Origin of the sequence: Yersinia artesiana (assembly GCF_902726545.1) — a bacterium.
GTDB classification, from domain to species: Bacteria; Pseudomonadota; Gammaproteobacteria; order Enterobacterales; family Enterobacteriaceae; genus Yersinia; species Yersinia artesiana.
Window position 1 is genome coordinate 52,728 of record NZ_CACVAD010000002.1, and the last position, 13,363, is coordinate 66,090.

Consider the following 13,363-nt stretch of genomic DNA (forward strand, 5'->3'; position numbering starts at 1 on the left):
TACATTTCTTTTCCCCAGGGTATGATTTTTAATCAACATCCATCACGCGTAGTTCGCTTTTTGTTCAGTGTTATTTTTCGCCAGCGCTATCTTCATCAATAAAGCGGTGAATGGCGCGTAAGACAGAATCTGGTTTTTCTGCATGCACCCAGTGACCGGTTCCGGCGACAACATGGGCGCGAGCTTGTGGGAATTGACGGGCAATCTCATCGCGATAGCTGTCTTGAATATAAGGTGATAATTCACCGCGAATAAACAAAATGGGATGCGGCCAGGGAGGAATAGGTTGCCAGCCGACAATATTTTCGTATTGATCCCACAATGCCGGCACATTAAACCGCCACTCACCGTTATGGAATGATTTCAATAAGAACTGAATGACACCTTCTTCCTTTATTAACTCGCGCATCAGTTGAGCGGCTTCCTGGCGTTGAGTCACACCTGCGGCGCTCACTGCATTAATAGCGGTAAAAATACTATCATGACGGCGCACTTGATAATCGATGGGGGCGACATCTATTACTATCAGCTTTTCGATGCGGTCGGACGCAATTGCTGTCATGGCCATCGCCACTTTCCCCCCCATGGAATGCCCAATGATAATTGCTTTTTTGATCTCAAGCCCTTCCATCAGTTCCAGCACATCCTGCGCCATATCAGGATAATTCACCTCAGGTGATCGCGGGGATAAACCGTGATCGCGCAAATCGACCTGAATCACGTCATGGTCTTTGTGTAAATCGCGAGCTAATACACCGAGGTTATCAAGGTTACCAAATAACCCATGAATCAAGATGATCGGCAGGGAAGCTGTGGGATAAAGTGCATTTTGTCGGCGGAAGTTTAATTTCATGGCAAAGTTCATACTGAGAGATATTGTGGTTAGGGTATCATGACTCAGCGAGGCTGTACTGCTTCACGATTAGGGTTAATGTGGGTTATTTAAGTCGTGGCTAATGTATTGGGCATTTATCGCGGATAAAGGTACTCGTTAGCGCGCTTTGACTTTATAATCCTAAGATATGCATAAGAAAGTAGAAAACCGTACTGGATAAAGATGAAAACTATTGAACTCGACGAAGAACTTTATCGCTATATTGCCAGCCATACGCAACACATTGGCGAAAGCGCGTCCGATATTTTACGACGTATGCTGAAGTTTACGGCCGGTCAGCCGGTAGCGGGCTTATCTACCAATAATGTTGCCGGTCATGATGTCGCCAAAACAGCGACGGCTCCAGCACCGAAGGATAGGGTTCGCGCGGTACGTGAATTACTGTTATCTGATGAGTATGCTGAGCAAAATCGGGCGGTTAACCGTTTTATGTTGGTGCTTTCGACTTTATATACCTTAGATGCTCAGGCATTTGCCGAGGCAACGGAGTCCTTACATGGTCGCACCCGGGTCTATTTTGCCGGTGACCAACAGACTTTGTTGCAAAACGGGACACACACCAAACCTAAACACGTACCTGGTACGCCATACTGGGTTATTACCAATACTAATACCGAGCGTAAACGCAGCATGGTGCAACATATCATGCTGGCGATGCAGTTCCCGCCGGATTTGACTGACAAGGTGTGTGGAACTATCTAATTTCGTTGAAACGATCCCCCAAGAAGTTGGAGTTGCAGGCCGCGAATACTCCTGCAATTTGCACAATGATGGATAGATAGGGAGTAGTAACTGTGGCTAATCACCCTCGTGCCGGGCAAGCGACCCAGCAAAGCGATTTGATTAATGTTGCTCAGTTGACGTCGCAATATTATGTATTGCAACCTGAAGCTGAAAATCAGGCCCATGCGGTCAAATTTGGGACGTCAGGCCACCGTGGCAGCTCATTGCGCCACAGTTTTAATGAAGCCCATATTTTGGCAATCGCTCAGGCGATAGCTGAAGTTCGTCACCAGCACGGTATTACTGGCCCGTGCTATGTGGGTAAAGATACTCATGCGCTGTCAGAGCCAGCCTTTATTTCCGTATTGGAAGTATTGACCGCGAATGGCGTGAATGTGGTGGTGCAGCAAGATAATGGTTTCACACCGACCCCAGCTATTTCCCACGCGATTTTGTGCTATAACGCGCAAGGCAAAGATCTGGCTGACGGCATTGTTATCACGCCGTCACACAACCCGCCGGAAGATGGCGGTATCAAGTACAATCCACCGAATGGCGGCCCGGCCGATACCAATCTCACCTCGGTGATTGAAAAACGCGCCAATCAGTTGCTCAGTCTGAAATTAGAGGGTGTTAAACGCCAGACACTGGATAAAGCCTGGCGTGGTAATCATCTGCGTGAGCAGGATTTGATTCAGCCATACGTAGAAGGTTTGGTCGATGTAGTTGATATCCCCGCGATTCAAAAGGCCGGTTTGAAATTAGGTGTTGATCCCCTCGGTGGCTCCGGTATTGCCTACTGGCAGCGGATTGGCGAGCACTATAAGTTAGATCTGACACTGGTTAATGATTCCATTGATCAGACATTCCGCTTTATGCATCTGGATCATGATGGTGTGATCCGTATGGATTGTTCATCTGAATGCGCGATGGCGGGTTTGCTGGCTTTGCGTGATAAATTCGATTTGGCCTTCGCCAATGATCCCGATTATGACCGTCACGGCATCGTCACACCTGCGGGCTTAATGAACCCTAACCATTATCTTGCGGTATCAATCAATTACCTGTTCCAGCATCGTCCACAATGGGGCGCAGATGTGGCGGTGGGCAAAACGCTGGTTTCCAGCGCGATGATTGATAGAGTGGTGGCTGATTTGGGCCGTAAGCTGGTGGAAGTACCGGTGGGTTTCAAATGGTTTGTGGATGGTCTGCACGACGGCAGCTTTGGGTTTGGTGGTGAAGAGAGCGCCGGAGCATCTTTCCTGCGTTTTAACGGCAAGCCTTGGTCGACGGATAAAGACGGCATTATCATGTGCTTGTTGGCGGCAGAGATCACCGCGGTTACCGGTAAGAATCCGCAACAGCATTATGACGATTTAGCACGCCGCTTTGGTGCACCAAGCTATAACCGTATTCAGGCTCCGGCAACACAGGCACAGAAAAATGCCTTGTCCAAGTTGTCCCCTGAAATGGTGAAAGCCAGTACACTGGCAGGTGACGCTATCACCGCGCGTTTAACCGCCGCGCCAGGTAATGGCGCATCCATAGGTGGGTTGAAAGTGATGACGGAAAATGGCTGGTTTGCTGCGCGCCCATCGGGTACCGAAGACGCCTACAAGATTTACTGTGAAAGCTTCCTTGGCGCAGAGCACCGCGAAAAGATAGAGCAGGAAGCCGTCGATATTGTTAGCGACGTACTGACAGGTAAGCCGTAGTCTCGGGCAAGAAATAGCGCCAAGTGGCGCTATTTCGCCTATGATAATTTAAATAACGTATGACTTTTACTGATTTTTTGCCGTAATAACGCTGTTGACGTAATTGTTCAGCGCCATCTGGCGATTTAAATAATTTATATTGAATTGTGCAGCTTCCTTGGGCGCAAAAGAAGAAAGTGCATGAGTAATATAACTGATATCGGGTGAATTATCGCCAAAATACAAAGTGTTTTCCAAATACATTTCGCGCAATGCATTATTTTTTTCGATCAGAATATCACTTAGTTTTCTCTCTGACGTTTTCTCAGTATCAGGCATTTTATCGCAAAAAACTTCAGATAAATCAGTGTAATAATGATCACCAAAATCTTTTATATGGTTTAATTTCATTAATGTTTTTTCAGGGTTTTGTGCATTTCTGTTTACTATATTATTAATTACCATTGTATGACATTTTTTATCATTCTCGCTGCCATGGCGAAGGTATGATCGGGTATGTAAATTTTTAACTTTATAACCATCTTCAGCATATTGATTATGGATAACGATAACGAGATTATTCGCATGAGATTCTGTGCTCGATATCATTAGATGATTACCGTAGCGTTCGAATTTCAATTGATGGAAAAAATAATCATCTATACTAATAGTATTATTTTCATCACTATATTCAACTATCATGTTAATGCCATCATGAGCAGAGAATACATATAAATCATTACCTGCCCCCCCCGCTAAATAGTCATTATTTTTTTGCCCTTCAATTCTATCGTTTCCTTTCCCACCAAATATTATATCATTGCCGCGTTGACTACCGTCATGAGGGGATATGGTGCGAGACTCACTGTGTTCATCATCGCCATATAAATCATCTATACCGTCACCGCCATCGAGAATGTCATTACCCGCTCCCCCCCATAAGCCATCATTACCTTCACCACCAATTAATATATCATTATCCTCCTGGCCAAACAGGGAATCAAAAGACTTATTACCAATAATAATATCGTGACCTTTACCACCCGCCAAGTTATCATTCTTATCCCCACCAATAATAATATCATTATCAGCACCAGCAATGACTTTACGACTAATTACGGGTGACTGATTTTCGCCATTGAACGGTTTTTCTTTATTTTCCGCTCTAATTTGTTGATGATTCAAAGTGATTTCCTTTTTATTGAGATGTGAGTGGCTTTTCTCCTTTGGGATTTTAATGAATAGTAGGGTGATGATAAACTTAAATTATATTAAAGTTTATGCATTGCTCTTTAATTAAAGAAATATGTGCATTAATATTTCAAATTAAAATTAATTATAGAATAAGCCTGAAGAACAGGCTTGATAATATAACTTCCTGTTAATATTAATAATAAATTATCCTAATGCCACCATTAAAGCTCCGGCGGTAATCAGTGCTACACCTAACCCGGCAATTAATGAAATTTTCTCACCAAATAGAATAAACGCCAGAATAACCGCGAAAACCACACTGAGTTTATCTATTGGCGCGACTTGGGAAACATTGCCACTTTTGATAGCCATAAAGTAAAACAGCCAGGATAATGCCCCAGCAACACCGCTTAAGACCACAAACAAGAGCGCTTTTTTATCTGCTAATACGGTACCAACCAGATTGAATTTCCCTTGAATAATCACTACGCCAACTAAAAATAGCGCCATCACCACAGCACGAACCGCGGTTGCGGTATTGGCATCTAAATGCTGCAAACCTATTTTACCGAAGATAGCGACCAGAGAAGCTGAGAGGGCAGACAGCAGGGCGTAAATCAACCAAGTGCTCATAATAAACAAGACCTATTATCATTAAAATCCTGATGCTACGCCGTTGGGTTTATTATTCATAGCCTTAAAGAAATTTTATAACAAATCAATCGTTATGGGATAAAACGATAGCCGACACCGGTCTCCGTAATTAAGTGCTTCGGCCGGGTAGGGTCGCTTTCTAGTTTCTGGCGCAGGTGGCCCATATAAATGCGCAGATAGTGGCTGTGCTCAACATAATTCGGCCCCCAGACCTGGTTTAGCAATTGGCGTTGGGTAATGACCTTGCCAGTATTTGCCAATAACGCTGAAAGTAAGCGAAACTCGATGGGGGTCAGATGGAGGTCAACACCGGCGCGTGTGACCTGGCGGTTAATTAAATCCACACTGATATCTGAAAAATTCACCAGCGGGCTTTCCTGGCTACCCCCGCTGTGACGGCGCAAAGCCACCCGTACTCGCGCAAGTAATTCACTGATACCAAAAGGTTTGCTGAGATAGTCATCAGCACCAGCATCCAGCGCCGCAACTTTGTCTTCTTCGCTGTTGCGGGCTGATAACACAATTATTGGGATAGCGCTCCACTGGCGCAGATCCTGAATATAGCTCAGGCCGTCGCCATCCGGCAGACCCAAATCCAAAATGATCAGATCCGGTTTGCGTGTGCCAGCCTCAATCAGGCCCCGTTGTAGGGTATCGCTTTCAAATACGCGCCAGCCTTCACTTTCCAGCGCAATGCGGACAAAGCGGCGGATCTCTTTTTCATCTTCGACGATGAGGATGTTAGTCGGCGATATAGTCATTTTTCAGCATCGATATTTTCACCTTCAATTTCCGGCGCTTTCTCCAGTGGCAAGGTAAAGTGGAAACTTGCGCCCCCCTCTTGATTCTTTTCAACCCAGATGCGCCCACCGTGTACATCAATAATGGCACGACAAATGGCTAAACCCAAGCCCACCCCTGGAATCGCTGACTCTTTGTTACCACGAGAAAATTTGTCAAAAATCAGTTGTTCCTGCCCAACCGTGACTCCAGGGCCATTATCCCAGACTTCGACATTGAGCCACTCACCTTGCACGGTGGCGCGAATCCCTAGCAATGCGTCGTAACCGGCGTATTTATGGGCATTTTCCAGTAGATTGATAAATACCCGCTCCAGCAAGCTGCCATCACAATTGATCAACACCATTTCATCCGGTAACTCGACACGAATGTGATGATGATTCAAAGCAGTTTCCAGCATATGTAACGCGCTGCCGACGATCTCTTCCAGTGATTGCCACTCTTTGCGCAGATTAAATCCACCCGATTGGATGCGCGCCATATCAAGCAAATTGTTGACCAGCCGGGTGGTGCTTAGCACTTGCTGGCGGATTTGGTTTGCTTGTGGCGCGTGGCGTGAACCTTCAGCGGCCAGGTCGAGAGTCAGGATTTCCGCCTGACCGAATAGCACTGTCAGCGGCGTACGTAAATCATGAGAAAGTGCTGCCAGCAGAGAATTACGCAGTTGCTCGCGTTCCGCATCCAGCTTGGCCAGTTCGGCGCTGCGGGCCAGATGCAACCTTTCTAATGCGTTGGCAATCAGGTTGGTAAAGGTTTGCAGCAAACGCTGTTGCTCCGGCACCATGAGCTGGCGCAGGTTAGCCGGCTCAATCGCCAGTACACCATAAGTTTGTTTAGCTGCGGTGAGCGGCAGTAATTGATAAGGCACTCCCGGCAAGGTGTCGGTGCCCGCGCCAGCGGGTGCACCGTTGTTAAAGCTCCAGCGGGCAATGGCCTCATCAACGGAAAGTGCACCGCCTTCGTCGGTGGCGATTTGTTGCAAACGCCCATCCTCTTGTGGCAGTAACAGGTCAGTTTTGGCCTGAAAACTGCTGGAGAGAAAATGACGGCTGGTTTTGGCAATATCCGCTGGGGTGAGGGCGCGGCTTAATCCTCGAGACATTTCATACAGATGTCGCGCACGTTGCTCGCGGTAACGGGCAATTCTGGCTTGATAACGCACGCCAGCAGTCAAGTTCCCCACCACGATACCGACAATCAGCATGACAGCAAAAGTCAGCAAATATTGCACGTCAGTGACCGCCAGCGACCAGTGTGGCTGGACAAAGAACAGATCGAAACTGGCAACATTGATAACAGCCGCCAATACCGAAGGCCAGCGGCCATAAAACAGCGCAATAATGACCACGCCCAACAAGTAAACCATCACCAGGTTGGCTTGGTCGAATCCCGGTATTAGCCATTGCGATAATATGGTGATCAGCGCGCATAAGCCGATGGCGGCGGCACAGCCGCGTAATTGCATGCGCCACTTGTCAGTGAAAGTACGCGAGTCCGTCTCTTTCACTGCATTGGTCGGGTTATCGCCCTCCAGCGCAATAATCACCAAATCTAAATCTGGCCCGAGTTTCCCCAAGCGGTCAGCAAAGCTGCCACGTAATTTCCAGTGTTTTTCCGCACGGCGGCCAATAATGATTTTGCCCAAATTATGTTCGCGGGCGTAACATAATATCGCCTGTTCTTCGCAGGCCTCAGATAAGGTTGCCGTTTCAGCCCCCAGCTCTTGCGCCAGTTTGAGGATACGCAAAATAGCACGGCGTTTGGCCTCCGGCAGGCGGTGTAGCCGTGGGGTCTCAACATAGACTGCATGCCAGATACATCCCAGCCGTGCCGCCAGTCGGGCAGCCGTTCGTACCAGTTTTTCATTGCCGCTATTATGGCCGATACACAATAAGATGGCATCGCGGGTGTGCCAAACCCGCTCGCGCCCTTGTGTGTCGCGAAAGGCACGCATTTGGTCGTCGACCCGATCAGCAGTACGGCGCAGGGCCAGCTCGCGTAATGCAATCAGGTTGCCTTTGCGAAAGAAATGCTCAATAGCCCGTTCCGCCTGCCCAGGGATGTACACTTTGCCTTCATTGAGGCGCTGGCGCAGGTCATCGGGGGGAAGGTCGACCAACACCACTTCCGTCGCTTCATCAAACATATGGTCAGGCACGGTTTCCCGTACCCGAATACCGGTTATCCCTCCGACTACATCATTCAGGCTTTCCAAATGCTGCACATTGACGGTGGTGAGCACATCAATACCGGCATCCAACAGCTCTTCCACATCTTGCCAGCGCTTTGGGTGGCGCGAGCCATGCGCATTGCTGTGTGCCAGTTCATCCATCAGGATCAAGGCTGGGTGGCGGGCGAGGGCCGCATCCAAATCAAACTCGCGCACCTGGCGATTGCGGTGATGAATCCGCTTTGGTGGCAGGATATCCAGCCCTTCCAGCAATGCGGCCGTTTCGCTGCGTCCGTGAGTTTCTACCACGCCGACCAACACATCCAGCCCCTGAGCACGCAGACGCTGGGCTTCTTGTAGCATGGCGTAGGTTTTGCCTACCCCCGCGCAAGCCCCAAAAAAGACTTTTAGCCGACCGCGAGACTTTTCATTCGCAACGGCAAGCAGGCTGTCAGGGTTTGGGCGGGTTGGTTCTGCATCCACCATGTTATGTCCTTAAGATTTTGTCGAAGTCGCCGGGACTTTCACATGGCTTTGGGCATCCAGCGCCATATTCAGGTTCAGTACGTTGACCACAGATTCACCAAAGAAATTAGGTGTCGCTTTTTGTACATTGTTATCAATCAACTGTTTCACCTCAGACAGCGGCATCTGGCGAATACTGGCAATGCGCGGCGCTTGATAATAGGCCGCTTCCAGTGAAATTTGCGGATCGAGGCCACTGGCGGAAGCGGTCACCAGATCAACTGGCACCGGCCCTGTTTGCGTCGGGTTTGCCTGGCGCAGTAATTTCACGCGCTCAGTGATAGCTTTATCCAGTTCTGGGTTGCTGATAGCCAGATTGCTGCCACCGGATGCCATTGGATTATAAGGCATATCAGCTGTCACGGATGGGCGTCCGGAAAAATACCCCGGTTGGGTAAAGTTTTGGCCGATCAAACTGGAGCCGACCACTTCATCACCCAGCATAACCAGTGATCCGTTCGCTTGCTGTGAAAACATCAGTTTAGCCAGCCCGGTGGTCAGCAGAGGATAAGCTATTCCGGTGATAAGTGTCAGTAATATCAGTAACACCAGAGCTGGGCGCAGGTATGACATATTGGTGATCGATGACATCTTCTATTACCTCAATTTGAGTCTTATAACCGGCCACCGTCAAAGCGCGGTGACCATTGCAAGATATTGTTAGTCGGGCAGTTAACTCATTATCAACGCGGTCAGCACCAGGTCGATGAGTTTGATACCGACAAATGGCACCAATAAGCCACCCAAACCATAAATCCACAGATTACGGCGCAGTAGGGCGGCGGCGCTCATCGCCTTATAACTGACCCCTTTTAGGGCCAACGGAATCAAGAACACGATGATCAGCGCATTAAAGATTACCGCCGACAATATTGCTGAGGCCGGTGAGTGCAACTGCATCACATTCAGGGCGTTGAGCTGTGGGTAAGTCGCCGCAAATGCAGCCGGAATAATGGCAAAATATTTGGCGACGTCGTTGGCAATACTGAAGGTGGTCAATGAGCCACGGGTCATCAACATCTGCTTGCCGATATGCACCACTTCAATCAACTTGGTCGGGTTAGAGTCCAAATCCACCATGTTGCCCGCCTCTTTGGCGGCTTGAGTCCCTGAGTTCATTGCCACCGCCACGTCAGCTTGTGCCAGCGCCGGTGCGTCGTTGGTACCATCGCCGGTCATTGCGACCAGTCGGCCTTCTGCTTGATATTGACGAATCAATGCCAATTTGGCTTCCGGTGTCGCTTCGGCCAGAAAATCATCCACGCCCGCTTCAGCCGCAATCGCCGCTGCTGTTAGCCGGTTATCGCCGGTGATCATCACGGTTTTAATGCCCATTTTACGTAGTTCCGCAAAACGTTCTTTAATGCCACCTTTAACAATATCTTTTAGTGCAACCACACCCAGCACCCGTGGGCCATCAGCGACTACCAATGGCGTCCCCCCGGTGCGCGCGACACTTTCTACGGCATCTTCTACCGCGCGTGGGAAGTGGCCCTGATTGGATTCCACATGACGGCGAATAGCATCGACAGCCCCTTTGCGAATCATCCGATCCTGAACATTGACACCACTCATCCGCGTTTGCGCTGAGAAGGGCACAAAGGTGGCATTCAGGCTGTGCAAGTCGCGTTCGCGCAAGTTAAAGCGCTGTTTCGCCAGCACCACAATGCTGCGGCCTTCCGGGGTTTCGTCGGCCAGAGATGAGAGTTGCGCGGCATCCGCGAGTTGTTGCTCGGTAACACCTGGTGCCGGTAAAAACTCGGATGCCTGGCGGTTACCCAAAGTGATGGTGCCGGTTTTATCCAGCAGCAGCACATCAACATCTCCTGCCGCTTCAACTGCGCGCCCGCTGGTGGCGATGACGTTAGCCCCCAGCATGCGGCTCATCCCGGCGACACCAATGGCAGAGAGCAACCCGCCGATGGTGGTTGGGATCAGGCAAACCAACAGTGCCACCAACACGGTGATAGTGACCGGTGAGCCGGCTTGATTAGCCTCAACACTGAAGACTGAGAATGGATACAACGTCGCGGTAGCCAGTAAGAAGACGATGGTCAGTGCCACCAGCAAAATGGTCAATGCCACTTCGTTGGGGGTTTTGCGCCGTTTCGCGCCTTCAACCATAGCAATCATTCTGTCGAGGAAAGTCTCGCCGGGGTTGACGCTGCACTCGACTACCAGCCAGTCTGACAGCACGCGAGTACCGCCGGTAACGGAGGAGAAGTCGCCGCCGGATTCGCGGATAACCGGCGCAGATTCACCGGTAATGGCGCTTTCATCGACTGAGGCACCGCCTTCCAATACTTCGCCGTCACAAGGTACGGTGTCGCCCGCTTCAATCAGTACCACATCGCCTTTGCGCAGGCTGTCGGCAGAAACTTTCTCTTGCGGCGCATCAAAGCGGGCTGCGGACAGTTTTTTCGCCCAACTGGTTTTTTTCACGCCACGCAGGCTTTCGGCTTGCGCTTTACTGCGCCCCTCGGCCAGTGCTTCAGCAAAGTTGGCAAACAGTACGGTAAACCACAGCCACAAGGCAACACTGCCGGTAAACAGGGCGCTGCCGGTGGTTTGTCCGCTTAAAATAGCCAGCCAAATCAGGGTAGTCAGCCCACTGCCCAGATACACCACGAACATCACCGGATTACGCCACTGAACGCGCGGGTCCAGTTTTTTTATGGCATCAATAAGCGCAGTACGAACCAGTGCGGGTTCAAAAATTGCGCGTTGTTTGCGGGTCATAGTTATTCTCTCTTCAGTGTACTAACCAAATTTGCAGATGTTCTGCGACCGGGCCTAAGGCCAGTGCGGGGATAAAGGTCAATGCGCCCACCAATAACACGGTGCCCACCAGTAAGCCGATGAACAGTGGCCCCGCGGTTGGCAGAGTGCCGTTGCCCGCCGGTTGGCGTTTCTTCACCACCAAGGAGCTGGCAATCGCCAACACCGGCAAAATCACCCCGAATCGCCCCAGAAACATCGCCGCAGCCAGCAACAGGTTATAAAACGGCGTATTGACACTCAGGCCCGCGAAGGCGCTGCCGTTGTTGTTGGCCGCCGAGGAGAGGGCGTAGAGCACTTCACTAAAGCCATGTGCGCCGGGATTCAGAATGCCTGCGCGCCCGGCATCGGTGCAGAGTGCCAGTGCGGTGCCAAGTAGCACCACTGCGGGCGTGACCAGAATCGCCAGCGCGGTCATTTTCATATCAAAAACGTCAATTTTCTTGCCAAGGTATTCTGGGGTACGGCCAATCATCAGCCCGGCAATAAACACCGTCAGCAGCACGAATAACAGCATGCCGTACAAACCAGAACCGACGCCGCCAAACACCACTTCGCCAATCTGCATCAGCCACATTGGCACCATGCCACCCAGCGCAGTAAAGGAGTCGTGCATGGCGTTAACCGCACCGCAAGATGCCGCGGTGGTGGCTACGGCATACATGCTGGTGGCGAGAATACCGAAGCGTGATTCCTTACCTTCCATATTGATATTGCTGTCCGCGCCCAGCTTGATTAGATGCGGGTTACCGGCCAGCTCGGCGTACATCACCACCACCACCGCCACCACAAAAATCAGTGACATCGCCCAGATAAGCGCATGGCCCTGACGGGTATCCCCAACCACCTGGCCGAACGCGAAGCACAGCGCACAGGGGATGAGGAAGATAGCCAGCATCTGGACAAAGTTGCTAAATGCCGTCGGGTTCTCAAACGGATGGGCCGAGTTGGCACCAAAGAAGCCGCCGCCATTGGTTCCCAGCATTTTTATTGCTTCCTGCGAGGCCACTGGCCCCATTGGTAAGGTCTGTTTCACGCCTTCCAACGTGGTGATATGCAGGTAGCCATCCAGATTTTGTAATACTCCCTGACTGACAAAAATCAGCGCGATGATCAGTGCAATCGGTAATAAGACATATAACGTGATGCGCACCAAATCGACCCAGGCATTGCCTAATGTGGCAGCCGAATGACGGGCAAATGCACGGATCAGTGCAAAAGCAACCGCAATACCGGTGGCGGCGGAGAGGAAGTTCTGTACGGTCAGGCCGGCCATTTGGCTGAGATAGCTGAGGGTATTTTCACCGCTATAGGCTTGCCAGTTGGTGTTAGTCACAAAACTGACCGCCGTATTTAGCGCCAGATGCCACGACATTCCCGGCATATTTTCTGGGTTGAGAGGCAATGAACCTTGCATCATTAACAGCGCGAACAGCAGCGCAATACCCAGAATATTAAACAGGAGAATTGCCAGCGCATATTGCCAGCCGGTCATTTCTTCATTTTTTACCCCACTGCATCGCCATAAACCGGCCTCAATTTTTTGCAATGGCGTGAAGGGGTCGCCTTCGATAAGGCGTGCCAAAAAGCCCCCCAATGGGCGAGACAGCACCAACAACACCAGCATAAAGCTGGCAATAAGTAGAAATCCTGACGCCGCCATTTAAAAGTCCTCCGCGTTAAATAGGGCATAAACCAGATAGCCCAATAGCAGTAGAACCAGTAGCGCACCGCATATGATGCTGACACTCACGATATACCTCCACAGCCCTTATTTTTTGATAACAGCAGCTTAGGAAGTTGTAAGAAAAGATCTTGATAAAAAAATAGGAAGGCGTGTAAAAAAAGTATAAAAACGAACAAAAAATAAGCTGAAAATGCGTGTAAATTAATCAATGGCGCAATGCAGTATTCAATTGAGTAAGCGGA

At 49.9% G+C, this 13,363-nt stretch carries 11 protein-coding genes; 2 read left to right on the plus strand and 9 right to left on the minus strand.

The window, feature by feature from the left end:
* Positions 1 to 70: 70 nt before the first annotated feature.
* Complete coding sequence (ybfF, locus tag HU019_RS01080; protein ID WP_174848004.1) at positions 71 to 853, minus strand: esterase; 783 nt, start codon at positions 851 to 853, stop codon at positions 71 to 73.
* 204 nt (positions 854 to 1,057) lie between these two features.
* Between ybfF and seqA the strand changes: the two genes are divergently transcribed.
* Both seqA and pgm read left to right on the plus strand, forming a co-directional pair.
* Positions 1,058 to 1,597 carry a replication initiation negative regulator SeqA gene (seqA, locus tag HU019_RS01085; RefSeq protein ID WP_174848003.1) on the plus strand — a complete coding sequence of 180 codons (540 nt, stop codon included), beginning with the start codon at positions 1,058 to 1,060 and terminating at the stop codon, positions 1,595 to 1,597.
* A gap of 92 nt (positions 1,598 to 1,689) precedes the next feature.
* Positions 1,690 to 3,333: a phosphoglucomutase (alpha-D-glucose-1,6-bisphosphate-dependent) gene (gene pgm, locus HU019_RS01090; protein WP_174848002.1), complete on the plus strand. Its 1,644-nt coding sequence runs from the start codon at positions 1,690 to 1,692 to the stop codon at positions 3,331 to 3,333.
* Positions 3,334 to 3,399: 66 nt separating this feature from the next.
* Here pgm and HU019_RS01095 read toward each other — a convergent pair whose 3' ends face one another.
* From HU019_RS01095 to HU019_RS20490, 8 genes are all read right to left on the minus strand, one after another.
* Positions 3,400 to 4,497, minus strand: coding sequence for a calcium-binding protein (locus HU019_RS01095; RefSeq protein WP_227739416.1), 1,098 nt, complete (start codon positions 4,495 to 4,497; stop codon positions 3,400 to 3,402).
* A 213-nt stretch (positions 4,498 to 4,710) separates the two neighbouring features.
* Entirely contained in the window at positions 4,711 to 5,139 is a 429-nt protein-coding gene (locus HU019_RS01100) for an EamA family transporter (protein ID WP_174849779.1), read from the minus strand.
* A 92-nt stretch (positions 5,140 to 5,231) separates the two neighbouring features.
* Positions 5,232 to 5,921 (minus strand): two-component system response regulator KdpE, encoded by a 690-nt coding sequence (gene kdpE, locus HU019_RS01105; RefSeq protein ID WP_077293477.1) that lies wholly within the window; start codon positions 5,919 to 5,921, stop codon positions 5,232 to 5,234.
* Positions 5,918 to 8,617 carry a two-component system sensor histidine kinase KdpD gene (kdpD, locus tag HU019_RS01110; protein WP_174849780.1) on the minus strand — a complete coding sequence of 900 codons (2,700 nt, stop codon included), beginning with the start codon at positions 8,615 to 8,617 and terminating at the stop codon, positions 5,918 to 5,920. The genes kdpE and kdpD overlap by 4 nt, the downstream gene beginning before the upstream one ends.
* A gap of 9 nt (positions 8,618 to 8,626) precedes the next feature.
* Positions 8,627 to 9,229, minus strand: coding sequence for a potassium-transporting ATPase subunit KdpC (gene kdpC / locus HU019_RS01115; RefSeq protein WP_174849801.1), 603 nt, complete (start codon positions 9,227 to 9,229; stop codon positions 8,627 to 8,629).
* Positions 9,230 to 9,328: 99 nt separating this feature from the next.
* On the minus strand, positions 9,329 to 11,395 hold the full coding sequence (kdpB, locus tag HU019_RS01120) for a potassium-transporting ATPase subunit KdpB (protein WP_174849781.1): 2,067 nt from the start codon (positions 11,393 to 11,395) through the stop codon (positions 9,329 to 9,331).
* Between the two features lie 13 nt (positions 11,396 to 11,408).
* Positions 11,409 to 13,097, minus strand: coding sequence for a potassium-transporting ATPase subunit KdpA (gene kdpA, locus HU019_RS01125; protein WP_174849782.1), 1,689 nt, complete (start codon positions 13,095 to 13,097; stop codon positions 11,409 to 11,411).
* Positions 13,098 to 13,187 carry a K(+)-transporting ATPase subunit F gene (locus HU019_RS20490; RefSeq protein ID WP_032819844.1) on the minus strand — a complete coding sequence of 30 codons (90 nt, stop codon included), beginning with the start codon at positions 13,185 to 13,187 and terminating at the stop codon, positions 13,098 to 13,100. It lies immediately after the preceding gene.
* Positions 13,188 to 13,363: the final 176 nt, after the last annotated feature.